28 protein-coding genes and 1 tRNA gene are annotated in these 25,943 nt (G+C 72.2%); 19 read left to right on the plus strand and 10 right to left on the minus strand.

The genetic code is table 11. The features are described from left to right. Positions 1–9: 9 nt before the first annotated feature. Positions 10–948 (plus strand): 4-(cytidine 5'-diphospho)-2-C-methyl-D-erythritol kinase, encoded by a 939-nt coding sequence (locus IFT51_RS04185; protein WP_192059526.1) that lies wholly within the window; start codon positions 10–12, stop codon positions 946–948. A gap of 12 nt (positions 949–960) precedes the next feature. Here the strand turns inward: IFT51_RS04185 and IFT51_RS04190 are convergent, their stop codons facing one another. After that, positions 961–2,637, minus strand: coding sequence for a hypothetical protein (locus IFT51_RS04190; RefSeq protein WP_192059528.1), 1,677 nt, complete (start codon positions 2,635–2,637; stop codon positions 961–963). On the opposite strand from IFT51_RS04190, the gene IFT51_RS04195 reads away from it, so the two are divergent. Further along, positions 2,636–3,910, plus strand: a complete 1,275-nt coding sequence (locus IFT51_RS04195) for a ThiF family adenylyltransferase (RefSeq protein ID WP_192059530.1) — start codon at positions 2,636–2,638, stop codon at positions 3,908–3,910. The genes IFT51_RS04190 and IFT51_RS04195 overlap by 2 nt on opposite strands. Positions 3,911–3,953: 43 nt before the next feature. Here the strand turns inward: IFT51_RS04195 and IFT51_RS04200 are convergent, their stop codons facing one another. From IFT51_RS04200 to IFT51_RS04210, 3 genes are read right to left on the minus strand one after another with little or no spacing between them, the layout of a single operon-like run. Next, the gene (locus IFT51_RS04200; protein ID WP_197981783.1) at positions 3,954–4,280 is read right to left on the minus strand and encodes a MoaD/ThiS family protein; all 327 of its coding nucleotides are present in this window, start codon (positions 4,278–4,280) and stop codon (positions 3,954–3,956) included. A 1-nt stretch (position 4,281) separates the two neighbouring features. Continuing rightward, the gene (moaA, locus tag IFT51_RS04205; RefSeq protein WP_192059532.1) at positions 4,282–5,376 is read right to left on the minus strand and encodes a GTP 3',8-cyclase MoaA; all 1,095 of its coding nucleotides are present in this window, start codon (positions 5,374–5,376) and stop codon (positions 4,282–4,284) included. Further along, positions 5,330–6,832, minus strand: a complete 1,503-nt coding sequence (locus IFT51_RS04210) for a glycosyltransferase 87 family protein (RefSeq protein ID WP_371740676.1) — start codon at positions 6,830–6,832, stop codon at positions 5,330–5,332. Before IFT51_RS04210 ends, moaA begins: the two co-directional genes overlap by 47 nt. A gap of 66 nt (positions 6,833–6,898) precedes the next feature. Between IFT51_RS04210 and IFT51_RS04215 the strand changes: the two genes are divergently transcribed. Next, a complete protein-coding gene (locus tag IFT51_RS04215) occupies positions 6,899–8,230 on the plus strand; it encodes a molybdopterin-dependent oxidoreductase (protein WP_192059534.1) in 1,332 nt (443 codons plus the stop codon). Beyond that, the gene (locus IFT51_RS04220; RefSeq protein WP_192059536.1) at positions 8,230–8,736 is read left to right on the plus strand and encodes a hypothetical protein; all 507 of its coding nucleotides are present in this window, start codon (positions 8,230–8,232) and stop codon (positions 8,734–8,736) included. The genes IFT51_RS04215 and IFT51_RS04220 overlap by 1 nt, the downstream gene beginning before the upstream one ends. On the opposite strand, the gene IFT51_RS04225 is transcribed toward IFT51_RS04220, so the two are convergent. The 3 genes from IFT51_RS04225 to IFT51_RS04235 are packed head-to-tail and all read right to left on the minus strand — an operon-like array spanning position 8,682 to position 10,812. Next, positions 8,682–9,404, minus strand: coding sequence for a class I SAM-dependent methyltransferase (locus IFT51_RS04225; RefSeq protein ID WP_192059538.1), 723 nt, complete (start codon positions 9,402–9,404; stop codon positions 8,682–8,684). The two genes, IFT51_RS04220 and IFT51_RS04225, sit on opposite strands and share 55 nt — an antisense overlap. After that, positions 9,401–10,132 carry a DUF2064 domain-containing protein gene (locus IFT51_RS04230; RefSeq protein WP_192059540.1) on the minus strand — a complete coding sequence of 244 codons (732 nt, stop codon included), beginning with the start codon at positions 10,130–10,132 and terminating at the stop codon, positions 9,401–9,403. Before IFT51_RS04230 ends, IFT51_RS04225 begins: the two co-directional genes overlap by 4 nt. Beyond that, a complete protein-coding gene (locus tag IFT51_RS04235) occupies positions 10,129–10,812 on the minus strand; it encodes a glycosyltransferase family 2 protein (RefSeq protein ID WP_192059542.1) in 684 nt (227 codons plus the stop codon). The genes IFT51_RS04230 and IFT51_RS04235 overlap by 4 nt, the downstream gene beginning before the upstream one ends. Before the next feature lie 109 nt (positions 10,813–10,921). Here IFT51_RS04235 and IFT51_RS04240 point away from each other — a divergent pair, with 109 nt between their 5' ends. Together IFT51_RS04240 and IFT51_RS04245 are read left to right on the plus strand one after the other, a co-directional pair. Next, entirely contained in the window at positions 10,922–11,251 is a 330-nt protein-coding gene (locus tag IFT51_RS04240; protein WP_192059544.1) for a hypothetical protein, read from the plus strand. Beyond that, a complete protein-coding gene (locus IFT51_RS04245; RefSeq protein ID WP_192059546.1) occupies positions 11,248–11,667 on the plus strand; it encodes a type II toxin-antitoxin system VapC family toxin in 420 nt (139 codons plus the stop codon). Before IFT51_RS04240 ends, IFT51_RS04245 begins: the two co-directional genes overlap by 4 nt. A gap of 81 nt (positions 11,668–11,748) precedes the next feature. On the opposite strand, the gene IFT51_RS04250 is transcribed toward IFT51_RS04245, so the two are convergent. Together IFT51_RS04250 and IFT51_RS04255 are read right to left on the minus strand one after the other, a co-directional pair. Continuing rightward, a complete protein-coding gene (locus IFT51_RS04250; RefSeq protein WP_192059548.1) occupies positions 11,749–12,849 on the minus strand; it encodes an NAD(P)-dependent oxidoreductase in 1,101 nt (366 codons plus the stop codon). Further along, positions 12,846–13,727 (minus strand): MTAP family purine nucleoside phosphorylase, encoded by an 882-nt coding sequence (locus IFT51_RS04255; RefSeq protein WP_192059550.1) that lies wholly within the window; start codon positions 13,725–13,727, stop codon positions 12,846–12,848. Before IFT51_RS04255 ends, IFT51_RS04250 begins: the two co-directional genes overlap by 4 nt. Before the next feature lie 37 nt (positions 13,728–13,764). On the opposite strand from IFT51_RS04255, the gene glp reads away from it, so the two are divergent. Genes glp through IFT51_RS04280 form a run of 5 tightly spaced genes read left to right on the plus strand, consistent with a single transcriptional unit; the run spans position 13,765 to position 18,332 of the window. After that, the gene (gene glp, locus IFT51_RS04260) at positions 13,765–15,015 is read left to right on the plus strand and encodes a gephyrin-like molybdotransferase Glp (RefSeq protein WP_371740677.1); all 1,251 of its coding nucleotides are present in this window, start codon (positions 13,765–13,767) and stop codon (positions 15,013–15,015) included. Next, a complete protein-coding gene (gene moaC / locus IFT51_RS04265) occupies positions 15,008–15,508 on the plus strand; it encodes a cyclic pyranopterin monophosphate synthase MoaC (RefSeq protein ID WP_192059553.1) in 501 nt (166 codons plus the stop codon). Before glp ends, moaC begins: the two co-directional genes overlap by 8 nt. After that, complete coding sequence (locus IFT51_RS04270; RefSeq protein WP_192059556.1) at positions 15,505–15,993, plus strand: molybdenum cofactor biosynthesis protein B; 489 nt, start codon at positions 15,505–15,507, stop codon at positions 15,991–15,993. Before moaC ends, IFT51_RS04270 begins: the two co-directional genes overlap by 4 nt. Then, positions 15,986–16,462 carry a molybdenum cofactor biosynthesis protein MoaE gene (locus tag IFT51_RS04275; protein ID WP_192059558.1) on the plus strand — a complete coding sequence of 159 codons (477 nt, stop codon included), beginning with the start codon at positions 15,986–15,988 and terminating at the stop codon, positions 16,460–16,462. Before IFT51_RS04270 ends, IFT51_RS04275 begins: the two co-directional genes overlap by 8 nt. Before the next feature lie 55 nt (positions 16,463–16,517). Next, on the plus strand, positions 16,518–18,332 hold the full coding sequence (locus IFT51_RS04280; RefSeq protein WP_192059561.1) for an ABC-F family ATP-binding cassette domain-containing protein: 1,815 nt from the start codon (positions 16,518–16,520) through the stop codon (positions 18,330–18,332). 118 nt (positions 18,333–18,450) lie between these two features. On the opposite strand, the gene IFT51_RS04285 is transcribed toward IFT51_RS04280, so the two are convergent. Further along, positions 18,451–18,945 (minus strand): MarR family winged helix-turn-helix transcriptional regulator, encoded by a 495-nt coding sequence (locus tag IFT51_RS04285; protein WP_192059563.1) that lies wholly within the window; start codon positions 18,943–18,945, stop codon positions 18,451–18,453. A 65-nt stretch (positions 18,946–19,010) separates the two neighbouring features. Here IFT51_RS04285 and IFT51_RS04290 point away from each other — a divergent pair. From IFT51_RS04290 to IFT51_RS04325, 8 genes are all read left to right on the plus strand, one after another. Beyond that, positions 19,011–19,085, plus strand: a tRNA-Gln gene (locus tag IFT51_RS04290). Positions 19,086–19,156: 71 nt separating this feature from the next. Then, a complete protein-coding gene (locus IFT51_RS04295; protein WP_192059565.1) occupies positions 19,157–21,067 on the plus strand; it encodes an alpha/beta hydrolase in 1,911 nt (636 codons plus the stop codon). A 182-nt stretch (positions 21,068–21,249) separates the two neighbouring features. Next, positions 21,250–21,648: a hypothetical protein gene (locus IFT51_RS04300; RefSeq protein WP_192059567.1), complete on the plus strand. Its 399-nt coding sequence runs from the start codon at positions 21,250–21,252 to the stop codon at positions 21,646–21,648. A gap of 32 nt (positions 21,649–21,680) precedes the next feature. Beyond that, complete coding sequence (locus IFT51_RS04305; protein ID WP_192059569.1) at positions 21,681–22,199, plus strand: hypothetical protein; 519 nt, start codon at positions 21,681–21,683, stop codon at positions 22,197–22,199. 37 nt (positions 22,200–22,236) lie between these two features. Continuing rightward, the gene (locus tag IFT51_RS04310) at positions 22,237–22,725 is read left to right on the plus strand and encodes a hypothetical protein (protein WP_192059571.1); all 489 of its coding nucleotides are present in this window, start codon (positions 22,237–22,239) and stop codon (positions 22,723–22,725) included. A gap of 94 nt (positions 22,726–22,819) precedes the next feature. Next, the gene (locus IFT51_RS04315; protein ID WP_192059572.1) at positions 22,820–23,308 is read left to right on the plus strand and encodes a DUF4126 family protein; all 489 of its coding nucleotides are present in this window, start codon (positions 22,820–22,822) and stop codon (positions 23,306–23,308) included. A gap of 118 nt (positions 23,309–23,426) precedes the next feature. Continuing rightward, positions 23,427–24,860, plus strand: a complete 1,434-nt coding sequence (glmU, locus tag IFT51_RS04320) for a bifunctional UDP-N-acetylglucosamine diphosphorylase/glucosamine-1-phosphate N-acetyltransferase GlmU (protein ID WP_192059575.1) — start codon at positions 23,427–23,429, stop codon at positions 24,858–24,860. 42 nt (positions 24,861–24,902) lie between these two features. Continuing rightward, the gene (locus tag IFT51_RS04325) at positions 24,903–25,880 is read left to right on the plus strand and encodes a ribose-phosphate diphosphokinase (RefSeq protein WP_192059577.1); all 978 of its coding nucleotides are present in this window, start codon (positions 24,903–24,905) and stop codon (positions 25,878–25,880) included. The last annotated feature ends 63 nt before the right edge of the window (positions 25,881–25,943 follow it).

The raw sequence follows: 25,943 nt of genomic DNA on the forward strand, positions 1-25,943 counted from the left end.
GTTGGTGTCATGACGACCGAGGCCGCTCCGACCGTGGTCCACACGCGGGCCCCCGGCAAGATCAACGTGTTCCTCGCCGTCGGCGATCTGCAAGACGACGGGTACCACGAACTCGCCACCGCCTACCAGGCAGTGTCGCTCTACGAAGACGTCCGGGCGCGTCGCGCCGACACCTTCTCGGTGACCGTCACGGGCGGCCCCGCGGTCGACGTGACGGGGGTGCCGACCGACGGCAGCAACCTCGCGATCCGCGCCGCGCGCCTCCTCGCCGCCACCACCGGCTACCGCGGCGGCGTCGATCTGCGCATCGACAAGAACGTCCCGGTCGCCGGTGGCATGGGCGGCGGGTCGGCCGACGCGGCCGCGACGCTCCTCGCCTGCGACACGCTCTGGGGCACCGGCGTCGGCCGAGACGACCTGCTGCACCTCGCGGCCGAGCTCGGCGCCGACGTGCCCTTCGCCTTCGCCGGCGGCACGGCCATCGGCACGGGTCGCGGCGACGAGCTCAGCCCGGCCCTGGCCAAGGGCACCTTCCAGTGGGTGCTCGCCCTCGCCGACTTCGGGCTCTCGACGCCGACGGTCTACCGCGAGCTCGACGAGCACCGCAAGCGGCACTCGGGCGACATCTCGCCCGTCCGCCGCCCCGTCGTCGACGCCGGGGTGCTGCAGGCGCTCCGGGCGGGCGACGCCGGCATGCTCGCCGAGTCGATGCACAACGATCTGCAGGCACCGGCCCTGCACCTCGAGCCCGGTCTGGCCGAGGTGCTCGAGCTCGGCGAGGGCAACGGGGCGCTGGCGGGTCTCGTGTCGGGCTCGGGCCCGACCGTGGCGTTCCTCGCCCCCGACCTCGACGGCGCCCTCGAACTGCAGCTCGCCCTCACCTCGGCGCGACTGTCGGTCGTCCGCGCGACGGGACCGGTGCACGGCGCCCGGGTGGTCTCCGACTAGACGCCGCCCGCGTCAGCGCTCGTAGCGCAGCACGTTCGTGCGCGTCAGGTTCCACTCCTGGTCGAGTCGGAACCCCTTCGACGCCAGCTGCTCGGTGACGCGGGGCCGCCAGTCCTGGCGGTCGCTCGTGATCAGCCAGACGACGTCGAGGTCGTCGGTGCGGTCCAGCACGTCGCCGAGGGGGTGCTGGACCTCCCACAGGCCGTCGGTCTCGGCGCCCGGCGTCTCGAGGGTGAAGTCGGACATGCCGGCGAACGCGTCGGGGTAGGTGTCCTGGATGATGCGCGACGTCGCCTTCGGATGGCGTCGCACGGGCCCGAAGACGAGCCCCTCCTCGGTGCCGGCCGGCTCGTCGGCTCGCTCTCTCGCGACGAGGGCGGCGACCTGGTTCCAGGCGGAGCGGTCCTTCGCCTCGGGCTGCCGCTGCTCGACATAGGTGGGCGCGGTCAACCCGACGGCGACGAGCAGCACGAGGGCGATCACGCGCCTCCAGGGGATCGCGGCGACCGCGACGGCCATCGTCATCGCGATGGCGGGCGTGCCGAACGTCAGGTACCGGGGCGAGTAGAGGGGGCTGCCGACGAGCGAGACGACGACCAGACCGGCCGTCGGCACGATCATCCAGGGCAGCACGACCTCCGCGAACCCGCGGGCGGCGGGCACCAGCCGCAGCGACAGCACGACGATGCTCGCGCCCGCGCAGAGCAGACCGAAGATCGCGAAGCTCTCGTTCTGGTAGAACCACTGCGTCACGAGCACCGATCGGAGCGTGCCGAACGTGGGCCGCTCGATCCAGCTGATCTGGTCGTTCTGCGACGCGATGAACCAGGCCAGCGGCAGGCTGGCGAGCCCCGCGACGGCCGCGCCGACGAACCAGCCGAGCAGGGCGCGACGCGACGAGCGCACGGTCGGCCGCGCGCCTCCTTCGGGGTCGTGCACGACGGCGACCGCCCCGGTGCGGGCCCACTCGTCGACCCGGTCCCGCCGGAGGCGCTGGTCGTGCCGGTCGCGGAGCACCCGCACCAGCATGGTCACCGCGTGCCCGACCACGAGCAGCGCCAGGTACAGGAAGAACGCTGCCGAGACGACGGCGAGGACGGCGTAGGCCACCCACCAGCCGACGACGGAGCGGTGCGTGCGGGCGGCTCCCGACTCGGCGGTGCGGCGGGCCGCCACGACGAGCACGAGGGTCAGCGCTACCGCGAGCATCGCCGACAGGGCGTAAGAGCGGCCCTCGCCGCCCATCCAGGTGACTCGGGGCAGCAGGCAGAACAGCAGGCCGGCGACGATCGAGGTGCGCCGGTCGACGAGGATGCGCGTGAGGGCCACGGTGAGCCCCGCGGCGACGCCCGTCACGATCGCGCTCGGCACCCTCAGCGCGACGGGGGAGTACGGGAACACGTCGAACCAGAGATGCATGGCGGCGTAGTAGGCGGCGTGCACCAGGTCGACCGTCTGGATCATCGCCCAGAGCTGACCCCACGTGCGGGTCGCCGAGACGACCGTCGCGGCCTCGTCGTACCAGACCGACGGCACCCAGAGGAACGCCCCCGAGACGATCACGCCGAGCAGCCCGATCAGCACCGCGTCGGTGTGGCGGCGGTGGAGGAGGCCCCGAGGGGCGGTGGGCCGCGCCGAGGTTACAGTGGACGACGCGTGGTCCGCACGTCGTGTCTGGAGGTCTGCCATGTCGTCTCTGCCCCCTCTCGTCTCGGTGCCTGGTTCATCGACCGGAGCGGCTGCGTCCGATTCGCTCGAGGTGTCGGACCGCTACTCGCGGAGCGTCCGACTGCCGGGGTTCGGCCTCGATGCGCAGAGCCGACTGCTGGCAGCGCGGGTGCTCGTGGTGGGAGCCGGGGGACTCGGCGCACCGGTCATCGAGTATCTCGCAGCCTCCGGTGTCGGAACGCTGGGAATCGTCGACGACGACGTCGTCGACCTGTCGAACCTACAACGTCAGGTGCTGTTCCGCCCCGACCAGGTGGGGGTGCCGAAGGCCCGTGCGGCGGCCGAGTGGGTGCGCTCGTCGGCACCCGACGTGCGCGTCGTCGTGCACCCCGTGCGCCTCGGCGCCGACAGCGCCGCGCTGCTCGACGACTACGACCTCGTCGTCGACGGCAGCGACTCGTTCGACACCTGCTACGTCGTCGCCGACGAGGCCGCCGCGCGCGGGCTGCCCGTGGTGTGGGGCAGCGTCAACCGGTTCGACGGGCAGCTCAGCGTCTTCTGGGACGATGCGCCCGATGGCCGCGCGGTCGACTACCGCGACCTGCATCCGGCACCTCCCGCCGCCGGCTGGGACGAGTCGTGCGCCGACGTCGGGGTCCTCGGCCCGCTCTGCGGCACCGTCGGCACGGCCATGGCCACCGAGGCGGTCAAGCTGCTCACGGGCGTGGGCGAGCCCCTGCTCGGGCGCGTGGTGACCATCGACGCGCTCGACGCGACCTGGCGCGAGAGCAGGCTGGCACGGGCGCCGCATCGGGCCGAGGCGCGGGCCACGGCGAACGGGCTGCGCCGCGCCTCCTCGGCCCCCGCGTCCGTTCCCGACTCCGCTTCGGAGGCGAGCACCGCCCCCGACTCCGCCGCTGTCGCCGTCGGCAACTCAGGCGCAGAGGCCGCTGAGCGGAGATCCGCCCGCTCAGAGGTCGCCGCACCTGAGTTGTCGACGATGCTGCAGGCGAGGGAGGCGGGCGGCGCCGACTTCACGCTGCTCGACGTGCGCGAGGTCGACGAGCACGCCTTCGCCCACATCGACGGCGACGTGCAGGCCCCCGGGTACGGCACGCGCACCCGTCAGCGACCCGAGCTGGACCGCTCGTTGCCGGTGGTCGTCTACTGCGCGCGCGGCCCCCGGGCACGCTCCGCCGCCGAGCTGCTCGCGCGCGACGGGTTCGACGTCACCGTGCTGCACGGCGGCATGCTGGGTTGGCAGCTGGCGCAGCAGGGCGCCACCGCCGGCTGAGACGGCGGGGTCGAGAGGTGGAGCCGCGTCGACCCGAGGGGCGTCAGCCTCCGGCGAAGGGCGGCATGACGTCGATCACGGCACCGTCGACGACGAGCTGCTCGCGGTCGCGCGTGGTGATCCCGTCGACCAGGAACGAGCAGCGCAGCATGACGTCGCGGAAGACCGCCGCCGACATCCCCTCGACGGGGCGCACCTCGGTCAGCAGTCGACCGATGGTGGGGCGTTCGCCGGTCGGCACCGCGACGCGCTGCTCGTCACGTCCGACGGCGGCGCGCGCCGCCGCGAAGAACCGCAGCGTCGCGGTCGTCGACCCGTCAGCCTGAACCGAGTCGCCCGAGCGTCCCGTGTCGTCGGTCAGTGTCGTCATGTCAGCCTCCGATGGCGCTCATGGTGCGGGCGGGTTGCACGAAGTCGGGGTCGTCGATGCCGTGACCCTTGGGCTTGGCCCACATCGCGGCCCGCCAGGCGTCGGCCAGGTCGTCGTCCGAGCCGCCGGCGCGCAGCAGATCGCGCAGCCCGGTCTCGCCCTCGCTGAACAGGCAGCTGCGGATCCCGCCCTCGGCCGTCATGCGGGTGCGGCGGCAGTCGGCGCAGAACGGTTCGCTGACCGAGGCGATGATGCCCACCCGGCCGTGCAGTCCGGCGTCGGCGTCGCGCCCGACCGCGTCGAACAGCTCGGCCGGGGCGCCGTCGCGCTCGACGTCGGCGGGGCGCAGGTCGAACCGGGTCGCGAGGAGCGAGTGGATGTCGCGCGAGGTCACGAAGGAGGCGCGGTCCCAGCTGCGGTCGGCGTCGAGGGGCATCTGCTCGATGAAGCGCAGCTCGTGGCCGCCGCGCAGAGACCAGGCGAGCAGCTCGGGCGCCTCGTGGTCGTTGACCCCGGGCAGCAGCACGGCGTTGATCTTGACGGGGGTCAGCCCGGCCGCGGCCGCGGCGTCGACACCGGCCAGCACCTTGTCGAGGAACGGCCTGCGCGAGACCTTCATGAACGTCTCGGCGTGCAGCGAGTCGAGCGACACGTTGACGCGGTCGAGACCGGCGTCGGCCAGGGCCTGCGCGCGGTGGGCGAGACCGATGGCGTTGGTGGTCAGCGAGACCTCGGGTCGTGGCTCGAGGGCGGCCACGCGCCGCACGATGTCGATCAGGTCGGCACGCAGCAGCGGCTCGCCGCCGGTGAACCGCACCTGGCGGATCCCGAGGAGGCGCACCCCGATGTCGACCAGCCGCACGATCTCGTCGGCGTCGAGCGCCTGTTCGCGGGGCAGGTTCGGCAGGCCGTCGGCGGGCATGCAGTACGTGCACCGCAGATTGCACTTGTCGGTCAGCGAGACGCGGAGGTCGGTGGCGCTGCGTCCGAACCGGTCGAGCAGCCAGGGCGCCGTCTCGGCGGACGGCCGGGGCACCGGGGGGAGGGTGTCACGAGCCCGACCGGGCATCGTGGGCAGTCCGAGTGAGACGGTCATCTGTCGAGGTTAAGCCCCGCCGCCGGGATCCGCGCCCAGGGAGCAGCCTCCGCACCCGAAGGGCGTCGTCCGCGAGACCGTCCAGCAGCCGATCGGCGAACCCCGGCCGGGCGCGCCAGAGCGACACGAGCAGGATGACCAGCACCGCCGTGGCCAGCGACGACCGCTGCAGCGCGAGCCCCGGTTCGAACTGCCGCACGAGCAGCGCCACCGGGATCGCCAGCCACTCCCACCGGCCGGTCATGGCCACGAACGGCACGAGCAGCAGGGCGTACCAGGGGTACCGCGGGCTGACGGCGACGAGGGTGACCCCGATCATGACGAGCTGCCCGAGCCAGGGGTCGTCGGGGTCGGTCTTGAGCCAGACGAGCAGACCGGTGACGCCGACGACGAGCGCGACGACCGGTGTGGCCCAGGCGTCGGGCACCCAGGCGGACACGAGGGCGAACCGGCTGCCGTCCTCGTAGCCCTCCTCCGTGAGGTAGCCGGGCAGATAGCCGAGAACGGCCAGGCCGGTCGACACGACGTAGGGCACGTAGAGCACCGCGAAGGTGAGGACGGCGCCCACGATCACCTTGTGCGGCTGGCGGCGGAGCAGCGCCGGCGCCGCGATCACGGGGATGAGCTTGGTGGCGATGGCCGCCCCGAGGGCGATCCCGCCCCGCCATCGACGCCGCGTCGAGACGAGCAGCGACGCGGCGAGCACGAGCACCCCGCCGAGCAGATCGACGTGCGAGTTCGTGACCCCTTCGCTGTACACGAGCGGGCACCAGCCCCAGAGGGCGGCCCACCGGGGGTCGAGTCCGCGGCGACGGAGCGCCACGAGCAGGGCGGCGGTGGTGGCCAGCACCATGACCAGGCCGAGCACCTGCAGCGGCGCGAACTCGGCGTCGGGCCCCACGACCGCCCGCACGGCCCAGAAGTACAGCTCGGCGGTGGGCGGGTAGATCGTGGGCACGTCGGGTCGGTTGATGGCCGTGCAGACGACGTCGCCCGTCTCCGTGTCGTAGCCGCGGTGGATCTGCCGGGTCTCCTGTCCGCAGCGGAGGCCGATCGTGCCGTCGTCGCGGGTGAACTCGGCGGCGGGCGGGAAGATCCACTCGGGGCGGAGGTCGCGCAGCTCGCCGGCCTCGGGCGTGTACTCGTACGGCGACACCCCGTCCGCCTGCACGATGCCGTCCCAGGCGTAGCGCGCGGGGTCGGTGCTCGTGTTGGGCGGGCTCAGCAGCGACGCGCCGCCGACGACCGCCGCGCCGATCAGCACGAGCGCGGTGACGGCCCGCGCGGGCACGCGACGCAGCAGCACGAGGGCGACGGCGAAGAGCAGCCAGCAGATCGTCGTCCAGTAGACGAAGTCGTCTCGCGTCTCCTTCGCGACGAATCCGAGGGTCAGCAGCCCCCAACCCACGGCGACGGCCAAACCGCCGACGGCCACCGCCGCGAATAGAGTACGCACGAGACCCAGTCTGTCGGACGCCCGCCCGGGTGTCCGATGTGTCGGGCCAGACCCCGAGGCGCACCCATGAGAAGTCTTCTCTTCACCCTCCGCCTCGCGGCGACGTCGCCGACGCGGAACGCCCGGACGGCGACGGTGCTCGGGCGACTGCTCGGCATCGCCTTCCTGGTCTGCCTGCTGACCGGTCTCTACAGCCACTTCCTGCAGGAGCCCGCGGAGTGGATGCGCTTCCCGACCCGCCCGGTCTGGCTCTACCAGGTCAGCCAGGGCGTGCACATCACGGCGGGCATCGCCTGCATCCCGCTGCTGCTCGGCAAGCTGCACGCGGTGTTCCCCCAGCTGTTCCAGTACCCGCCGGTGCGGCACCCGGTGCAGGTGCTCGAGCGCGCCTCCATCGCCCTGTTCATCGCGACGTCGGTGCTGCAGCTGGTCACCGGTCTGCTGAACACGTTCCAGTACTACCCGTGGCCGTTCCCGTTCAGGCAGGTGCACTTCGCGCTGTCGTTCGTGATCATCGGGTCGCTGGCGATCCACATCGCGGTCAAGCTTCCGCTCATCACCCGCTACTGGCGGGCCCGCGACAGCTACGACGCCGACGGCGCCTTCGTCGAGCCCGCCGGCGCCCTCGACCCGGCTCGGGCCGAGTTCACGGCCACGCGCGAGCTGACGCGACGGCGGGAGGCCGAGGAGGCGCGGGTCGCCTCGTCGACCGGCACCGCGCCTCCTCGGCCCCGCGGGCTCGTCGGTCGGATCGTGCACTGGATCGACACCGCGCACGAGGGCGACCGCGATCCGCACCGCGCGCGGGTGTCGCGACGCGGCTTCTTCGGCGCCGTCGGCGTCGCGACGGGCGGAGCGGTGGTGCTCACCGCCGGTCAGTCGTTCACCGCCTTCGAGCCCTTCAACGCGTTCGCCCCCCGGCAGCGCGGCATCGGCCCGAACGACCTGCCGATCAACCGGACGGCCGCGGCGGCGCGGGTGCTCGAGAGCGCGATGGCGCCCGACTGGGCCCTGACGGTCTCGAACGGCGACCGGTCGCGCTCGTTCAGCGCCGACGACCTGACGGCCATGACGCAGGACGAGGGCGACCTGCCCATCTCGTGCGTCGAGGGCTGGAGTCAGACCGGCCGGTGGCGCGGGGTCCGCCTCGTCGACCTCATGGCGACGGTGGGTGCGCCCGCCGACCGGCGTCTCCGCTTCACGAGTCTCGAAGAGCGCGGCGGCTACCGCGTGATGCTGATGGGTTCCGAGTACGCCACCGACCCCGCGACGCTGATCGCGCTCGAGCTCAACGGCGAGCGGCTGAGCATCGACCACGGGTACCCCGCCCGGGTGATCGCCCCCGGCAGACCGGGTGTGCTGCAGACCAAATGGCTGACCACGATCGAGGTGCTGTGATGACCACCGTGAAGACCACCAGGACGGGCCGGGCCGCCCCCATCGCGGGCCGCGGCGTCCGCGTCACCAGGGGCGTGCTGATCGTCGTCGGGATCGCCCTGATCGGACTCGGCGGCTACGTGCTGACCGAGACCGTCAGCCCGACGCGCTACTCGGGGCTGCTCGTCTGGCTGATCGGCTCGGTGATCGTGCACGACGCGATCATCGCGCCCGTCGTCGTCGGCGTCGGTCTCGCCGTCCGGCGGACGGGTCGCCGCGTGCCGGCCGCGGTGATCGCCCTGGTGCAGAGCGCCGTCGTGGTCGGCGTCGTCCTGTCGATGATCGTCGTCCCCGAGATCGTCGCGAAGGCGAAGGGGCCGAAGAACGACACCGTGCTGCCGTTCGACTACGCCTCGCGTCTGGGTGCGATGTGGGTCGTGATCGCGGTCGTGACGGCCCTCGCCGTGGCGATCTACCTGGTGCGGACCAGGCGGCAGAAGGTCCGCGAGTCGACCGACCAGGTCTGAGCGACCTCGAGGCCGGCGCGGCGGGCGTGACCGGGCAGGGCCGCCCGACCCACCTCGGCCCAGGGGAACGTCGCACTCGTGAGACCGCGGTCGTCGACGACGTGGGCGTCGTAGAACTCGTCGGCGGAGTCGTCGTGCGCCGTCTCGACCACGACCGATCCGTTCGAGGCGATGACCTCCGAGCAGCGGGTCAGGAGGGCCGTCGGGTCGCCGCCGATGCCGATGTTGCCGTCGAGCAGCAGAGCGACGTGCCAGCCGCCCTCGCCGTCGAGCGGGTCGAAGACGGAGCCGGCCGCGACGGGCAGCCCGGCGTCGACCGCCATGGCGACGGCCGTCTCGGACACGTCGATGCCGAGGGCCTCGATGCCGAGGCCGACGGCCGCGCGGACCATGCGGGCCGGCCCGCAGCCGATGTCGAGCACCGAGCGCGCACCGGCGAGCGTCGAGAGATCGGCAGCGTCGGCGGCGGAGCTCCAGCGGGCGACGTCGAACGGTCCGTAGACGTCGGCGGCGCCCGTCGACGGGGCGGGTGAACCGGGTGCGACGGGCGCGTCGGCCCGGACGAGCTGCAGGCGCCCCTCGCGGCGCAGAGCGCGGGCGTAGGGCTCGGCCCCGCCCGAGCCGAAGGTCGCGACGGGGTGGGTGTTCGTGTCTGCGGTGAGTGTCACGAGAGGGGCTCCTCGGGAGTCGAGCGGGCCGGCGACGGGGTCTGAGCAGCGGCGGTGGATGAGGGGGAGGTCGAAGCCGAGGAGGCGCGGGTCGGGCCCGTCGGGGCACCACCCGGGTCGGCGAGACGGAGGGCCGCGGCGAAGCGGCTGCGCGGCGCGGTGGCGGCGACGAGGCGGGCGTCGTCGATCGTGTCGACGTCGACGAGCTCGGGGAGGGTCCGCACGCGCAGCCCCGCCTCGGCGAGTCGCCGCAGCTGGTGGGCGCCGGTGTCGTCGCGCGACATCGGGACGCCGCGCAGCAGGTCGCCGGTGGGTCGGGCGAGACCGAGGGCCCAGAAGCCGCCGTCGTTGGCCGGGCCGAACCAGGCGTCGACGTCGTCCGTCCAGTCGGCGAAGACGGGGGTCAGCGTCTCGACGGTCACCTGCGGCGTGTCCATGCCGATCAGCACGGTCGGGCCGTCGACCTCGTCGAAGAGGGCTCCGAGCCGTGCGTCGAGGTCGCCACCGATCTGAGGGATCACATCGAACTGTTCGGAGCCGGGCGGTGTTCGGTTGCCGTCGAAGAGCAGCACCCGTCGGGTGGCGGGCAGTGCCGAGGCGACGGCGAGGGTGTCCTGGATGGCGGCCGCGGCGACGTCGGCGGCCTGCTCGAGGCTCAGGGGCGGGTGGAGGCGCGTCTTGACGCGACCGGGGATCGTCTCCTTGGCGATCACGACGATGGTGGTCATCGACCCGCCTCCCGCAGCAGTCGGGACATGTCTCTGACGGCGACGCTCGTGCCCCTGATGGTGCCCGTCACCTTGCTCCGCCCGACCCGGGGCGAGTAGGGGGTGTCCTGTTCGCGGATCCGCCAGCCGGACTCGGAGGCGCGGAGCACCATCTCGAGCGGGTAGCCGCTCCGTCGGTCCTTCAGGTCGAGGGCGAGGAGCTCGTCGCGTCGGGCGACCCGCATGGGGCCGAGGTCGTGCAGGGCGACGCCGCTGGCACGCCGCATCAGCCGCGCCAGGGCGAGATTGGCGATGCGGGCGTGCACCGGCCACGCCCCGCGGGTGGTCGGGCGACGCCGACCGAGCACGAGGTCGGCGTCGCCCGACATCACCGGCTCGGCGAGCGCGACGAGGTCGGCGGGGTCCATCGAGGCGTCGGCGTCGCAGAAGGCGACGTAGGGGGCGGTGGCCGCGACGAGACCGGCGTGGGCGGCGCTGCCGAAGCCGCGCCGCGCCTCCTGCACGACCGTGGCCCCGTGCTCGGCGGCGACGCGCGCCGACCCGTCGGTGGAGCCGTTGTCGACGACGATCGCGTGCCAACGGTCGGGGATGCGCCCCAGGACCCAGGGCAGCGCGCCCTCCTCGTCGAGACAGGGCAGCACGACGTCGACCAGCGGGACGTCGACGGGTGAGGTGCTCATCATCCCGACTGTACGGCTGACATGCCATGAAGGTGATGAGAGGGCCGCATCCTGTACATCGGCCGATCCGCTGTCATTCTGCTAGCATCCCCGCCAGGAGGTGATCACCATGTCGACGGTGACTGTTCGCGGGCTCGATCCCGATGTGGTCTCGGGGCTCAAGGCGCTGAGCGCGAGACACGGGCGGTCGATGGAGGCCGAGGTGCGCTGGGTGCTGGGGCGGTACGTCGCCGACGCCGAGTTCCCGACGGCCGAGGTCGTGCTCGAGTTCGACGGCACCCCTGGCGCCCCTGGCGCTCCCGGCGTTGCGGAGAACTGGGTCGTCGCTCTCCGCCGCCGGCTCGCTGAGAACGATGCGCTCCTCGACGACGACTTCATCGAGATCCTCGAACGCAACCGTCGTGAGCAGATTCCAGCGAAGATCGTCGACTTCGAGTGATCGTCGTCGACACCCACGTCGTCTCCGAGCTCTCACGAGTCCGACCGGCTCCCGAAGTCCTGTCCTGGTACGCCGAGCAGCGAGCAGGCGACCTCTTCCTGAGCGTGGTCTCCGCAGCCGAGATGCTCGCCGGTGTCCTCTGCTTGACTCCTGGCGCTCGGCGTGATGTCGTCGAGAGAGGGGTCGTCGATGCTCTCCAGACGCAGTTCGCGGGTCGCGTCCTCGCCTTCGGCGCAGCGACCGCCCTCGAATACGCGGGGGTCGTGCGTCTCCGGACGCGTCTCGGTCGCCCGGTCGCGACGGCGGACGCCATGATCGCGGCGACGGCGCTCGCGACCGGTGCGAGCCTCGCGACTCGCAACGTCCGCGACTTCGAGGGGGTCGGGCTCGAGATCATCGACCCCTGGTCGGCGTGATGCAGGGGCGAGCAGGTCGAGGCGACCGAGCGCGGGGCGGGCCGTCGCCGTCGACCCGACCCGCGCCTCCTGCCCTCCGGTCTAGTTCGTGACCGCGGCGCGCAGGGGTGCGGTGGCGAACTCCCGCATGCCCTCGTCGAAGCTGACGGCGGGCTCCCAACGCAGTTCGTCGCGCAGCCGGGCCGACGACGCCGTCACGTGCCGCACGTCGCCGGCGCGGTACTCGCCGGTGACGACGGGCTCGGGCCCGCCGGCCTCGCGGGCGAGCGCCGAGGCCATCTCGCCGATGGTGTGCACGACGCCGCTGCCGACGTTGAACGCCCTGAACGTCTCGGGCTCCTGCTCGGCCGTCCAGTCGAGCGCCGCGAGGTTGGCCGACGCGATGTCGCGGACGTGCACGAAGTCGCGGCGCTGGGCGCCGTCCTCGAACACGCGGGGGGCCTCGCCGCGCTGCAGCGCCGAGCGGAACAGCGACGCGACACCGGCATAGGGGGTGTTCTGCGGCATCCCCGGCCCGTAGACGTTGTGGTAGCGCAGGGCCGCCGCGCGGCCCCCGGTGCTCCGCGCCCACGAGGTCGCCAGGTGCTCCTGCGTCAGCTTCGTGATGGCGTAGACGTTGCGCGGGTCGAGCGGGGCGTCCTCCGCGATGAGCTGCGGCTCGAGCAGGTCGCCGGCGTCGTCGCGCGGGTCGAAGACGCCGGCGTCGAGGTCGGCGATGCGACGAGGCGCCGGGCGCTCGGTGGCGCCGGCCGAGGTGCGGTAGCTGCCCTCGCCGTAGACGACCATCGACGAGGCGACGACGAGTCGGTCGATCCCCGCACGATCGAGGGCGGCCAGGACGACGGCGGTGCCGAGCTCGTTCGACGAGACGTAGTCGGGGGCGTCCTGGAAGTCGACGCCGAGCCCGACCTTGGCCGCCTGGTGGCAGACCGCGTCGACGCCCTCGAGCGCCCGGTCGACCACGTCGGCGTCGCGCACGTCGCCGAGCACGAACTCGACCCGCGGGTCGAACTCGGGCTCGCCGCCGTGCACGTCCGAGCGCAGCGAGTCGAGCACGCGCACCGTCCAGCCGCGATCGAGGGCCTGGGCGACGACGGCCGAGCCGATGAACCCGGCGCCGCCCGTCACGAGCAGCCGCCCGAGGGGGCCCGGGTCGGTCGAGGCGCCGCGAGCGTCGGTCATAGCGCGGCCCGGCGCGACTGCACGGGGCGGGCGAGCACGGCGGCGACCGCCTCGGCGGGAATCAGCTCGCGCGGCTCGTAGTCGCTCGGCAGCCCGGCGACGATCGACTCGATGGCAGCGACGATGCGCGGCTGGGCGGCGGCGAGGCGCTCCATGACGAGCTGGTGGCTGACGGCGTCGTCGTCGTCACCCTCCTCCGGCGAGATGCCGGCGTCGCTGTCGGTGACGAACGAGATGTTGACGGCGCCCATGCCGAGCTCGAGGGTCAACGGCACCTCGGGGTACATCGTCATGTTGATCGTGTGCGCGCCGGCGGCTCGGAACCAGAGCGACTCGGCCCGGGTCGAGAACCGCGGGCCCTGGATGACGACGCAGGTGCCCGTCGCGGCGAACGGCTCGCCCTGCTGCTCGAGCGCCGACACGGCGGCCGCCCGCAGCACCGGGTCGAACGGGTCGGCGGCCATCAGGTGCTGCACCGAGCCCTCGACGTCGTAGAACGTGTCGGGGCGGCCCCAGGTGCGGTCGATGAACTGGTCGGTCACGACCATCGTGCCCGGCGGGTACTCCGGGCTGACCCCGCCGACGGCCGACGACGACACGACGGCCTTGGCGCCCAGCGACGCGAGCGCCCAGACGTTCGCCCGGAAGTCGATGCGGTGCGGCGGCACGGAGTGCCCCTTGCCGTGACGGGTCAGGAACGCGACGCGCTTGCCGCCGAGCTCGCCGATCGAGACCTCGCTCGAGGTCGGGCCGTACGGCGTCGCGACGACATGGCTGGTCGCCGTGCCCGGCGCGAAGAGGGAGTAGAGGCCGGAGCCGCCGATGACGGCGACGTCGACGCGGGGCGGGGACGAGGAGGCGGGGGTGGTGTCGGTCACCCCCGCTACGCTACTGGCGACAGCCGAGAGGATCCGCGTGCGCACGATCGAACAGCACCAGAACGACGTGGCCGAGCTGGTCGAGGCCGCCCTGGCGGCACGGCCGCACGAGGGTCTGCGGGTCGATCCGGCGCTCGTCGCGGCCCAGCCCGACCGGTACCGGAGGCGCGAGGTCGCCGTCGACGTCGTCGCACCGATCGACCTGCCTCCGTTCGCCAACTCCCAGATGGACGGCTTCGCCGTCTCGTCACCCGATCTGACCGACGACCGGGCGACGTCGCTCGTCGTCGTCGACCGCATCCCCGCGGGTCGCGTCGGTCCGGCGCTCCGACCCGGCACGGCGGCGCCGATCATGACCGGTGCGGCGGTGCCCGACGGCGCCGACGCGGTGGTGCCCGTCGAGCAGGTCGATCCACCGCTGTTCCCCGCCGAGGGCGCCGACAGCCGCGTCTCGATCACGGGGCCCGTCGCCTCCGGCACGTTCGTCCGCGACGCGGGCTCCGACGTGCGGGCCGGCAGCGTGCTGCTCGGCGCCGGCACGATCCTCACCCCGGCCCGCTGGGGGGTGCTGGCCGCGGCGGGCGTGCGCGAGGTCGTCGTCCGACGCCGCCCGCGCCTCCTGCTGGTCTCGACGGGCGAAGAGCTCGCGGCACCCGGCGCCGACCTCGGCCCCGGTGCGATCCACGACGCGAACGGCACGGCGCTCGCCGCGGCCCTGGCCGAGGTCGGCGTCGACGTCGTGACCGAGCGCGTGACCGACGACGCGGCCACCCTGCTGGCGGTCGTCGCCCGGCACGGCGCCGACGTCGATCTCGTGCTCACGACCGGCGGCGTCAGCGCCGGTGCCTACGAGGTGGTGCGCGACGCCTTCGAGGCCTCGGGCGTCGTCTTCGGCTCCGTGGCCATGCAGCCCGGCGGCCCGCAGGGTCACGGCACGCTCACCGTCGGCCACCGGGCCCTGCCGATCGTCTGCTTCCCGGGCAACCCGGTCAGCGCCCTCGTCTCGTTCGAGGTGTTCCTCCGCCCTCTGCTGCAGACCGCGACCGGTGTCGGGAGGCCGCGTGCGCAGCGGGCCGCGCCCATGGCCGAGTCCGCCGACTCTCCCGTCGGCAAGCACCAGCTCCGCCGCGGCCGCCTCGACGTCGACGGTCGCGTGGCCCTCGTCGGCGGCCCCGGCTCGCACCTCCTGTCGAACCACGCGGCGGCCACTGTGCTGGTGCACGTGCCCGTCGGCGTCGACCGGGTCGAGGAGGGCGACGAGGTCGTAGTGTGGGCGCTCGATGACTGATCGCGAACCGCCCGCCGACACCGCGCCTCCCGGGCTCACCCACGTCCGTGACGACGGGACGGCGCACATGGTCGATGTCACCGGCAAGAGCGAGACGACCCGCGTGGCGACCGCCCAGGCGCGGCTGACCACCCGCGGCGACGTCGTCGCCCGCCTCGTCGAGGGCACCCTGCCGAAGGGCGAGGCGCTCGGCACGGCCCGCATCGCCGGCATCATGGCGGCCAAGCGGACCTCGTCTCTCATCCCGCTCTGCCACCCGCTGCCCATCGGGTCGGTGACCGTCGACTTCGAACCCGGCGACACCGACGTCGTGGTGCTCGCACGGGTCAAGACCCACGGCAAGACGGGTGTGGAGATGGAGGCGCTGACCGCCGCCTCCATCGCCGCCCTGACCCTCTACGACATGATCAAGGCCGTCGACCCGCTCGCCGAGATCCACGACGTCAAGGTGCTGGCGAAGCAGGGCGGCAAATCGGGGGACTGGGCGCGATGACCACCCTCCCCGTCCGCCGGGCCGTCGTCATCGTCGCCTCGACCCGTGCCGCGGCGGGACGGGCCGACGACCTCACCGGCCCCGTCATCCGAGAGTGGTTCGAGGCGCGTCGCTACGACGTGCCCGCCCCGGTCGTCGTCGCCGACGGCGAGGCCGTGGGTCGCGCGCTCGCCGAGGCGCTCGCGACCTCGCCGGACGTGATCGTCACGACCGGCGGCACCGGCGTCTCGCCGACCGACGCCACCCCCGAGCAGACCCGGCCGCTGCTCGACAGAGAGCTGCCGGGCGTCGCCGAGGAGCTGCGTCGTCGCGGCGTCGCGGCGACCCCCACCGCCGTGCTCTCGCGGGGCGTCGCGGGTGTCGCCGGTCGCACGTTCGTCGTCAACCTGCCGGGGTCGCGCGGGGGAGTCCGCGACGGGCTCGAGATGCTCGGCGACATCGTCGACCACGTGGTCGACCAGCTGGATGGAGGGTCGCATGACTGACGCCGCGGCGGCCGACGCCGCCGGCCCCGCCCCCGCATCGGCCGGTGATCGCGTGCTGCTCGCCCGCGTCGTCGACGAGGCCCTCTCGGTCGCCGGCTGCTCCGCGCTCGTGGCGAGCCGTGCCTCCGGGGCCGTCGTGACCTTCGAGGGCGTCGTCCGCGATCACGACGACGGGCGCGGGGTGACCGCGTTGCACTACGAGGCGCATCCGAACGCGACCGAGGTGATCCGCGAGGTCGCCCTCTCGATCGCGACCGCGCACCCCGAGGTGCGGGTGGCCGTCGAGCACCGCTACGGCGACCTCTCGATCGGCGACGTGGCGCTGGCCTGCGCGGTCTCGTCGGCCCATCGAGCCGAGGCGTTCGCGGCCTGCGCGGCCCTCGTCGACGAGGTCAAGGCGCGCACCCCGATCTGGAAGCGGCAGGAGTTCGCCGACGGCTCCGACGAGTGGACCGCGTCGCTCGGCTGACCGCCGCCCGCCCGTGCCCGTCGGAGCGTCCGGCTGGGCCGACTACGCTTCTCGGGTGGCACATCTACTCGGCGCAGAAAACCTCCGTCTCGAATTCCCGACCAAGGTCGTCCTCGACGGGGTGACTCTCGGCATCGACGAGGGCTCCCGCATCGGCGTCGTCGGCCGCAACGGCGACGGCAAGTCGACCCTCATGTCGGTGCTGGCCGGTCGCCTGCAGCCCGACGACGGTCGCGTGACGACGCGTCGCGGTCTCACCATCGGCATGCTCGACCAGCGCGACGTGCTGCCCACGGGCGCCACGGTCGGAAGTCTCATCGTGGGCGACCGTGACGAGCACGAGTGGGCCGGCGACGCGCGCATCCGCGACGTCATCTCGGGTCTCGCCACCGACATCCCGTGGGAGGCCGCGGTCGAGGACCTCTCCGGTGGTCAGCGCCGCCGCGTGGCCCTGGCGACCCTGCTGGTCGGCGACTGGGACGTCCTCTTCCTCGACGAGCCCACCAACCACCTCGACGTCGAGGGCGTCGCCTGGCTGGCGCAGCACCTCAAGCGCCGCTGGTCGGCGAACTCGGGCGCGCTCGTCGTCGTGACCCACGACCGGTGGTTCCTCGACGAGGTCTCGACCGACACCTGGGAGGTCCACGACGGCATCGTCGAGCCCTTCGAGGGCGGCTACGCGGCCTACGTGCTGCAGCGCGTCGAGCGCGACCGCATGGCCTCGGCGTCCGAGTCGAAGCGCCAGAACCTGATGCGCAAAGAGCTCGCCTGGCTGCGCCGCGGCGCCCCCGCCCGCTCGACCAAGCCGAAGTTCCGCATCGACGCCGCCAACGAGCTGATCGCCGACGAGCCGCCCGTGCGCGACGCCGTGCAGCTGTCGCAGATGGCGACCGCGCGGCTCGGCAAAGACGTCGTCGACCTCGTCGAGGTCGGCGTCTCGTTCGGCGACAAGCGGGTGCTGCAGGGCGTCGAGTGGCGCATCGCGCCCGGCGAGCGAACCGGCGTGCTCGGGGTCAACGGCGCCGGCAAGTCGACGCTGCTCAAGGTCGTCACCGGCGTCATCGCCCCCACCGAGGGTCGGGTGAAGCAGGGCAAGACCGTCAAGTTCGCGATCCTCGACCAGCAGCTCGCCGATCTGCACGAGGTCGCCCACGAGCGCGTGAACGACGTCATCGGCCGGCAGCGCACCTCGTACGTCACCGCCGGCAAGGAGATGACGCCGGGTCAGCTGCTCGAGCGCCTCGGCTTCACGAGCGCTCAGCTGCAGACCCCGATCAAAGACCTGTCGGGCGGTCAGAAGCGCCGCCTGCAGTTCCTGCTCATCCTGCTGAACGAGCCGAACGTGCTCATCCTCGACGAGCCCACCAACGACCTCGACACCGACATGCTCGCCGCGATGGAGGACCTCCTCGACGGCTGGCCGGGCACCCTGCTGGTCGTATCGCACGACCGGTACCTGCTCGAGCGGGTCACCGATCAGCAGTACGCGGTGCTCGACGGGCGCTTCCGGCACCTGCCGGGCGGTGTCGACCAGTACCTGCAGCTGCGCAAGCAGGCGACGGACAGCCAAGGAGGCGCGACCGACCGACCGACGGCCGTCCAGGGGGCCTCGGCATCCGTCGCAGCCTCCGCCGCCGCCTCGGGTCTCTCGGGCGCCGAGAAGCGCAACGCCGAGAAGGAGCTCGGGTCGATCGACCGCAAGATGGCGAAGGCCGCGACCGAGCGCGAGTCGCTGCTCGCGCAGTTCTCGACGTTCGACCAGTCCGACTTCGACGGCCTGGCGGCGCTGCAGGCCAAGCTCACGGCGCTCGACCACAAGACGGCCGAGCTCGAGGTGCGCTGGCTCGAGCTGAGCGAGCTGCTGGCCTGAGAGCTGGGGCCCTCGGGCCCGGGCCTGGGGCCCGGCCCTCGAGAAGCCCGGTCGATGAGTCATGACACGCCGCGCCTCCTCGGCTCCTGACGGCGTGTCGTGACCCCTCGACGGGCGGCTACCCGCCCAGGGTCAGGCTGAGGGTGCGCAGCAGGTCGGTGAGGCGGCTGCGGTCGTCGGCGTCGAGGTCGCTCAGCAGGGCGTCCTCCTCGGCGAGGAGGCGCTCGATCGCGGCGTCGACGGCGCTGCGGCCGGCTGTGGTCATCGTGACGAGGATGCCTCGGCCGTCGTTCGGGTCGGTGCGGCGTTCGACGAGACCGCGGTCGACCAGGCGGTGGATGCGGTTGGTCATCGCACCGCTCGAGACGAGCGTCTGCTGGAGGAGCGTCTTCGGGCTCAGCTGGTACGGGGCCCCGGCGCGGCGGAGGGCCGAGAGCACGTCGAACTCCCACGACTCGAGGTCGCTGGCCTGGAAGGCCTCGCGGCGGGCGCGGTCGAGGTGCTTCGAGAGGCGGGCGACGCGCGAGAGCACGTGGAGCGGCGCGAAGTCGAGGTCGGGTCGCTCGTGGCGCCACGCCTCGACGATCCGGTCGACCTCGTCATGCTCGGGCATCCGACCATTATGTCGACCGGTGCCGTGCGCGCCGTCTGGCAGAATGAGCGGGCGCATGAGCGCGGTCCGCCATGGTGTAACGGCAGCACGACAGCCTTTGGAGCTGTTAGGTCCAGGTTCGAATCCTGGTGGCGGAGCCAGGGGTGTTCCCGCGAACCAAGACTGACTAGTCTCTTTCCGTGCGCAGTCGCGCGCTCATCGGGGGGATGACATGACGACCATCGAATTCGACGCCGATACGGCTGAGCGCTTGGCGAAGGCCGCCGACGGAGCAGCCGACACGCTGCGGGGGCAGGCAGGCTCTCGACGTACGGCTGCGGACGAGGCCGCCGAAGACTTCAAGGGCGCGTACGCGGCACGATTCACCGAGTCGGCGATCGCCGAGGCGGCGGACCGGCCCAAGGCGGCGACGGCGCTCGAAGATCTCGCATCGCAGGTCCGCGCCGTGGCGGAGCAGGCGGCCGCAGAGAAGAAGCGACTGGCCGATCTCGACGCGTGGCAGCAGCGGGAGGACACCCGGATCGCCGAGGCCAAGGCCGCCGCCGAGTCCGACGAGCTGGTCGTGCCCTGGCTGCTGACGCCGGGGTCCGGAGCCCCGGCGTTGTTCGATCCGAAACCGTCCGAGGTGGCCATCAAGCCCGTGCCGATCGACGCGACCTTCTCGGCGCAGGGGCGTCCGCGGACCGGTCTCGGCACGGGTGACGGTCGCAGCTCGGCCGATCCAGCGGCCCTCCATGGCTTCGCCACGACGACCCGCGGCCTCGACACCGGCGCGTCCGACTCCGTCACGGGCGTCGAGAACGCGTGGGTGGCCTTCGTCAGCGCCTGCGCGTGGGCCGAGATCGGAACGGTCACCGTCTTCGACGGGATCCGCCGGCTGCTCGAAGAGAACGCGGCCGATGCCGCCTGGCTCGACAGCATCGCCGACGCGTTCGAGCGGGCCGGCGGAACGGGCGAGCTCTCGGACGCGACGCTCGACCTGGCGGTGGCGGACGCCGTGCCGGCACCGTTCACCAAGCTGTTCGACGACTCGCTGACGCCGTCCGAGGTCGCGGAGCTGTGGGCCACGATGGGCTACACGGCCGCCGACCGGCGAGAGCTGGCCGCCCTGCCGACCTCGGCCCTCAGCGAGCTCGGCAACCTCGAGGGCATCCCCTACTGGGTTCGGAGCACCGCCAACGTCGCGGTCCTCGACCAGCGCATCGCCGAGGCGAACGACTTCTTCGACAACATGGGTCTGCCCGCCTACCAGAACGCCCCCGACCGAGCTCAGAACGCCCGCAACATCATCGCCCTCGAGAACATCAAGGCGTCTCTGGTGCAGGGTGAGGAGCTCGGGGCACGGACCCTCATCTCGCTCACCTCCGACGAGCCTCCTCTCGCCGCCGTCGCCATCGGAGATCTCGACACCGCCACGAACGTCACGTGGGCGGTTCCCGGCATGGGGTCGAGCACTCGAAAGATGACCGACTGGACCGATGCCTCACAGAGCGTCTACGACGAGCAGGGCCGCGTCCACGGCGACGAGGACCGCGCCGTGATCGCCTGGATGGGCTACGACTCGCCTCCGCAGCCCGGTGTGTTCGACTTGGACATCGGCGTGCTCGGTACGGGTGCGGCCCGAGACGGGGGCGACAGGCTGGCCGCGTCCATCGAGGGCATGAATGCGGTTCGAGGGGACGACGGACCGACCACGAACGTGCTGGCGCATTCGTACGGCACGACGACCGCCGCCTTCGCGCTGACGAAGCAGGGCGTCGAAGTCGACACCTTCACCACGATCGCCTCGGCGGGACTGCCCGATGCCGTTGACGCGGCTGAGAAGATCAACGCCGGCGAGGTCTTCGCCGGCCAGGCGGAGAACGCCACACCCTTCATCGGCGGTGCCGGCGACCAGTGGGCGCAGTTCGGTCGTGACCGCAGCTTCGACCACCACCAGGATCCGACGGACGCGGGTTTCGGTGCGACGACGTTCGGCGCCGACGGTTCGGGCCCTCTCGTCGCCGTCGACAATCACGCTGTCCACACGGACGACCACACGGGTTATCTCGACAAGGGGACGGAATCCCTCCGAAACGTGGCCTACGCCACCACGGGTCAAGGCGACAGGGTCACCGGGTGACCCGCGCTCGCGAACCGAGAACCGTGACGTCGGCCCAGACGCCGACGGCCACCGAGAAGAGAGGGCACCGCCTCATGCCGGACCCCGCACGAAGAAGCCGTCGGGCCTTGGGCTCGTCGATCGTCCTCACGACGATGCTCCTGGTCTCAGGATGCGCAGCCGCAGATACAGGAGGAACGATCATGGATACGGACCAGGCGAAGGAGGCGGTGGTCACCGTCGTCGACGACACGACCGTGGCGATCGGGGGCGAGTGGGAGGTCTACAGCGGCCCCGCCGTGCGGGCGTGCACGCAGGAGTCCGGGGGAGACGGCGCCGCGTACTCGTACATCACGACGCAGGCCGCCGCTCCGGGTGATCCGACCGCTCACATCGACGCCGTCGAGAAGCTCTGGAACGACCAGGGCATCACGACCGAGCGCTATCAGAGCGGCGGCGACGATCCCATCCTCGGTATCCGGGGTTCCGGCGGTCCGACGACGTCCATCGACTTCCTCGCCGACGAGCGCGGCTACAGCGTCGACGCCCTGTCCCCCTGCGCGGACGGCGACCCGGTCGAGCTCAAGGAGCAGGGCGAGTAGCCGCGCGCACCGGGTCCATCCGAGACGAGATCATGCACCAGCGTCATCCGAGTCGACGACACCCGTGGTCGTCGATCCCTGCAGCCCTGATCATGACGGCGACGCTCTCGCTCGCCGGCTGCAGCGCTGACGACGGGAGGAACATGGTGCCGCAGGACGTGGACGACGCAAGGGGAGCGGTCGTCGCGTTCGTCGACGAGTCGAGTTCGGCGCTCGGCGGCGAGTGGCGTGTCTCGAGCGGCCCCGCCGTCGAGAGCTGCGACCGGGACGGCGGCGGCGCGGGCGCGGCGTACGGGTACCTGGTCGCCATCGACCAGCCCGGCGGCGACCCCGAGCAGGACATTTCCTCCCTCGAGAGGCTGTGGACCGAGAGAGGTCTGACGACGGAGCGGTATCAGAGCGGGGGATCGGACCCCGTCCCGGGCATCCGCGGCTCAGGTGGGTCGGTCGCGACCGTCGACTTCCTGGCCGATCCGCGGCGGTACAGCATCGACAGCCTCTCGAGCTGCGTCGATGGGGACGCCGACGAGATGCAGCGCGACGGTGAATGAGCTGCTCGGCCGTCGACGACGTGTCCAGCCTCGGCTGATGCGTGTCCGTCCCGCCGGCACCGCGACCACGGTCATCCTGATCGGGGCTGGTGTTCTGACCGGTTGCTCCGCCCCTGGTGAGGCGACGTTCGCGACAGGCGATGCGAAGCGCGCCGTCGTCACCGTCGTCGACGACACCACCGCGGCGATCGGCGGCGAGTGGGACATCTACAGCGGCCCCGCCGTCGAGGGCTGCACGATATCTGACGGTCGCGACGGCGCCCCATACTCGTACATCACGACGCTCCGGCCCGGCGGTTCGGATCCCGAGGCCGATGTGGTCGCCGTGGAGCGCCTCTGGAGAGATCGGGGCCTGACGACGGAGCGCTACGAGAGCGGTGGGAGCGACCCCATCCTCGGGGTACGCGGTGTCGGGTCTGCAGCCGACTCGCTCGACTTCCTCGCCGACGTCCGCATGTACAGCCTCAGCGGGCTGTCGGCCTGCGCCGAGGGCGACGCCGTGCAGATGCAGAACGACGGCGAGTAGCCGCGCGCACCGGGCACCGACGGTCTCCCGTCGATAGCCTGCGATCTCACCCGCCGGTCGTGCCGGCACCGCCCCCGACGACGAGGACCCCGCGATGTCGACCACCAGCACCCTCCCGCCCCTCGCCCGTGCCGCCCTGCTCGGCCTCCTCAGCGGCTCCCGTTCGGCGACCCCGCTCGCCGTGCTCGCCCTGAACCAGGGAGCCGAGGAGGCACGGGGCGCCTGGCAGAGCTGGCGCCTGTTCCGATCGTGGCCGGGTCGCGCGGCGCTCATCGCGGCGGGCGCCGGCGAGCTGGTCGGCGACAAGCTCCCCGCCACACCGAGCCGCGTCGCGCCGGGGCCGCTCTTCGGGCGGGCCGTCGCCGGGGCGGTGGTCGGACTCGCCGTCGCCGATCCCGATCACGGCGGGCCTCGCCTCGCGGGCGCGGTCGTCGGCGCCGTCGGGGCGCTCGCAGGGAGCTGGCTGTTCTACCTCGCCCGCAAGAGCGTCGTCGATCGGACGGGACTGCCCGACCTGGTCGTCGCGCTCGCCGAAGACGCCGTGACGGTCTCCAGCGCCTTCTCCGTGGTGCGCTCCCGCTGAGTCCTCCCCAGGGCCGATCATCCGCTTCGCCGCACCGATCCCGCCTGCCCTTTCGCGCCTCCTCGGTCACCCGTGGGAGGATCGCCGCAGATCACGCACCACCTCACCAAGGAGCACCATGTCTGAACGCAGTCTCGCCGTCGTCGTCCTCGCAGCAGGGCAGGGCACGCGCATGAAGTCGTCGACGCCCAAGGTGCTCCACCGCCTGGCGGGCATGCCGCTCATCCAGCACGTGCTCGAGTCGGCCGGCGCGTTGAACCCCGAGCACCTCGTCGCGGTCGTGCGGCACGAGCGCGACGTCGTCGTCGCGAGCGTGCTCGACACCTCGCCCGCGGCCCTCATCGTCGATCAAGACGACGTCCCCGGCACCGGGCGGGCGGTCGAGCAGGCAGTCGAGGCCCTGCCGGCCGAGTTCGACGGCGACGTCGTGGTGGTCAGCGCCGATGTGCCGTTCCTCGACCACGCGACCCTCGAGGCGCTGCTCGACCAGCACCGCGAGGCGTCCGCGTCGGCGACGCTGCTGTCGGCCGTGCTGCCCGACGCCACGGGCTACGGGCGCGTCGTCCGCCGCGCCTCCGGCGACGTCGACCGCATCGTCGAGCACAAAGACGCCACGGCCGACGAGCGGGACGTGCGCGAGATCAACTCGGGCACCTACGTCTTCACCGTCTCGGCGCTGCGCACCCACCTGCCCCGCATCGGATCGGCGAACGCCCAGAACGAGAAGTACGTGACCGACATGGTCGGTCTGCTGACGGCCGCCGGCGAGATCGTCGCCGCTCGCGCAGTCGACGAGACCTGGCGTCTCGAGGGCATCAACGACCGCGTGCAGCTCGCCGCCGCGGCCCGTCGCCTGAACGACCGCATCGTCGAGCACTGGCAGCGTGAAGGCGTCTCGATCGTCGACCCGCAGACCACCTGGATCGACCGCGACGTCTCGCTGAGCCCCGACGTCGAGCTGCTGCCCGGCACCCAGCTGCGTGGCGCGACGTACATCGCGGCCGGCGCCGTCGTGGGCCCCGACACCACGCTCGTCGACACCGAGGTGGGCGAGGGTGCGATCGTGAAGCGCACCGACGCGACCCTCGCCGTGATCGGCGCCCGCGCCTCCGTCGGTCCGTTCGCGTATCTGCGACCTGGCAGCGTGCTCGGAGCCGGCGGCAAGATCGGCACCTTCGTCGAGACCAAGAACGTCGAGATCGGCGAGGGCTCGAAGGTGCCGCACCTCAGCTACATCGGCGATACCGAGGTCGGCCGCGACTCGAACATCGGGGCCGGCACGATCACGGCCAACTACGACGGCGTGAACAAGCACCGCACCCAGGTGGGGTCCCATGTGCGGACCGGGTCGCACAACGTGTTCGTCGCCCCCGTTAGGATTGGCGACGGAGCGTACTCAGGTGCGGGAACGGTCGTCCGCAAAGACGTACCGGCAGGTGCCCTGGCGCTGAGCATCGCTCCACAGCGCAATGCGAGCGGATGGGTCGAGGCGAACCGCCCCGGCTCGGCGGCTGCCGAGGCCGCCGCTCGCGCCGAACGAACGACCGACTGAACCCCGGTCGGGTTGGCCCCTCGGGGCCGGAGAGCGAGTGACGTGTCCGGAATCAAGATCACCGGCGAGAATCGACTCGTTCTGATCTCGGGGCGTGCGCACCCCGCACTCGCCGATCAGATCGCGTCCGAGCTGGGCTCCGAGTTGATCCCGACCGACGCCCGCACCTTCGCCAACGGCGAGCTGTACGCGCGGTTCGACGAGAGCGTGCGCGGCTCCGACGCGTTCGTGATCCAGTCGCACTCGGCGCCGATCAACGAGTGGCTGATGGAACAGCTGATTATGGTCGACGCCCTCAAGCGCGCCTCGGCCAAGCGCATCACCGTGGTGGCGCCGTTCTACCCGTACGCGCGCCAAGACAAGAAGGGCCGCGGGCGCGAGCCGATCTCGGCCCGCCTCGTCGCCGACCTCTTCAAGGCCGCCGGTGCGCACCGCATCATGAGCGTCGACCTGCACGCCCCGCAGATCCAGGGGTTCTTCGACGGCCCCGTCGACCACCTCTTCGCCATGCCGGTGCTGCTCGAGCACTTCCGCGCCAAGCTCGACAACACGACGCTGACCGTCGTCTCGCCCGACATGGGTCGCGTGCGCGTCGCCGACATCTGGAGCGAGAAGCTCGACGCCCCCCTGGCAATCATCCATAAGCGTCGCGACCCGCTCGTGCCGAACCAGGTCACCGTGCACGAGATCGTCGGCGAGGTCGCCGGCCGCGTCTGCCTGCTCGTCGACGACCTGATCGACACGGGTCGCACGATCGTGAAGGCCGCCGAGGCTCTCAAGGCCGCCGGCGCCATCGGCGTCGTCGTCGCCGCGACGCACGCCGTGTTTAGCGACCCGGCACCCGAGATCCTCAACAGCGAGTTCATCGACTCCGTCGTCGTCACCGACACCCTGCCGCTCACCGAGCACCAGAAGTTCGACAAGCTCGAGATCCTCCCGATCGCGCCCTTGATCGCCCGGGCGATCCACGAGGTCTTCGACAACGGCTCCGTGACCAGCATGTTCGACGGCGCGGCTTAGGCTCCGACCGTCCGCCTGAGGGGGCGCCCGACCACCGGATCCGGTGGAGGGCGCCCCCTTCTG

Source organism: Frigoribacterium sp. CFBP 13712, from assembly GCF_014842255.1.
GTDB lineage: Bacteria > Actinomycetota > Actinomycetes > Actinomycetales > Microbacteriaceae > Frigoribacterium.

What these genes read in the sequence shown, in the direction of transcription:
- IFT51_RS04185 (WP_192059526.1), top strand. Translation starts at nt 10, where the DNA reads ATGACGACCGAGGCCGCTCCGACCGTGGTCCACACGCGGGCCCCCGGC.
- IFT51_RS04195 (WP_192059530.1), top strand. Translation starts at nt 2,636, where the DNA reads ATGTCGTCTCTGCCCCCTCTCGTCTCGGTGCCTGGTTCATCGACCGGA.
- IFT51_RS04190 (WP_192059528.1), bottom strand. Translation starts at nt 2,637, where the DNA reads ATGGCAGACCTCCAGACACGACGTGCGGACCACGCGTCGTCCACTGTA.
- IFT51_RS04200 (WP_197981783.1), bottom strand. Translation starts at nt 4,280, where the DNA reads ATGACGACACTGACCGACGACACGGGACGCTCGGGCGACTCGGTTCAG.
- moaA (WP_192059532.1), bottom strand. Translation starts at nt 5,376, where the DNA reads ATGACCGTCTCACTCGGACTGCCCACGATGCCCGGTCGGGCTCGTGAC.
- IFT51_RS04215 (WP_192059534.1), top strand. Translation starts at nt 6,899, where the DNA reads ATGAGAAGTCTTCTCTTCACCCTCCGCCTCGCGGCGACGTCGCCGACG.
- IFT51_RS04220 (WP_192059536.1), top strand. Translation starts at nt 8,230, where the DNA reads ATGACCACCGTGAAGACCACCAGGACGGGCCGGGCCGCCCCCATCGCG.
- IFT51_RS04230 (WP_192059540.1), bottom strand. Translation starts at nt 10,132, where the DNA reads ATGACCACCATCGTCGTGATCGCCAAGGAGACGATCCCCGGTCGCGTC.
- IFT51_RS04235 (WP_192059542.1), bottom strand. Translation starts at nt 10,812, where the DNA reads ATGAGCACCTCACCCGTCGACGTCCCGCTGGTCGACGTCGTGCTGCCC.
- IFT51_RS04240 (WP_192059544.1), top strand. Translation starts at nt 10,922, where the DNA reads ATGTCGACGGTGACTGTTCGCGGGCTCGATCCCGATGTGGTCTCGGGG.
- IFT51_RS04250 (WP_192059548.1), bottom strand. Translation starts at nt 12,849, where the DNA reads ATGACCGACGCTCGCGGCGCCTCGACCGACCCGGGCCCCCTCGGGCGG.
- moaC (WP_192059553.1), top strand. Translation starts at nt 15,008, where the DNA reads ATGACTGATCGCGAACCGCCCGCCGACACCGCGCCTCCCGGGCTCACC.
- IFT51_RS04270 (WP_192059556.1), top strand. Translation starts at nt 15,505, where the DNA reads ATGACCACCCTCCCCGTCCGCCGGGCCGTCGTCATCGTCGCCTCGACC.
- IFT51_RS04275 (WP_192059558.1), top strand. Translation starts at nt 15,986, where the DNA reads ATGACTGACGCCGCGGCGGCCGACGCCGCCGGCCCCGCCCCCGCATCG.
- IFT51_RS04285 (WP_192059563.1), bottom strand. Translation starts at nt 18,945, where the DNA reads ATGCCCGAGCATGACGAGGTCGACCGGATCGTCGAGGCGTGGCGCCAC.
- IFT51_RS04295 (WP_192059565.1), top strand. Translation starts at nt 19,157, where the DNA reads ATGACGACCATCGAATTCGACGCCGATACGGCTGAGCGCTTGGCGAAG.
- IFT51_RS04300 (WP_192059567.1), top strand. Translation starts at nt 21,250, where the DNA reads ATGGATACGGACCAGGCGAAGGAGGCGGTGGTCACCGTCGTCGACGAC.
- IFT51_RS04305 (WP_192059569.1), top strand. Translation starts at nt 21,681, where the DNA reads ATGCACCAGCGTCATCCGAGTCGACGACACCCGTGGTCGTCGATCCCT.
- IFT51_RS04310 (WP_192059571.1), top strand. Translation starts at nt 22,237, where the DNA reads ATGCGTGTCCGTCCCGCCGGCACCGCGACCACGGTCATCCTGATCGGG.
- IFT51_RS04315 (WP_192059572.1), top strand. Translation starts at nt 22,820, where the DNA reads ATGTCGACCACCAGCACCCTCCCGCCCCTCGCCCGTGCCGCCCTGCTC.
- glmU (WP_192059575.1), top strand. Translation starts at nt 23,427, where the DNA reads ATGTCTGAACGCAGTCTCGCCGTCGTCGTCCTCGCAGCAGGGCAGGGC.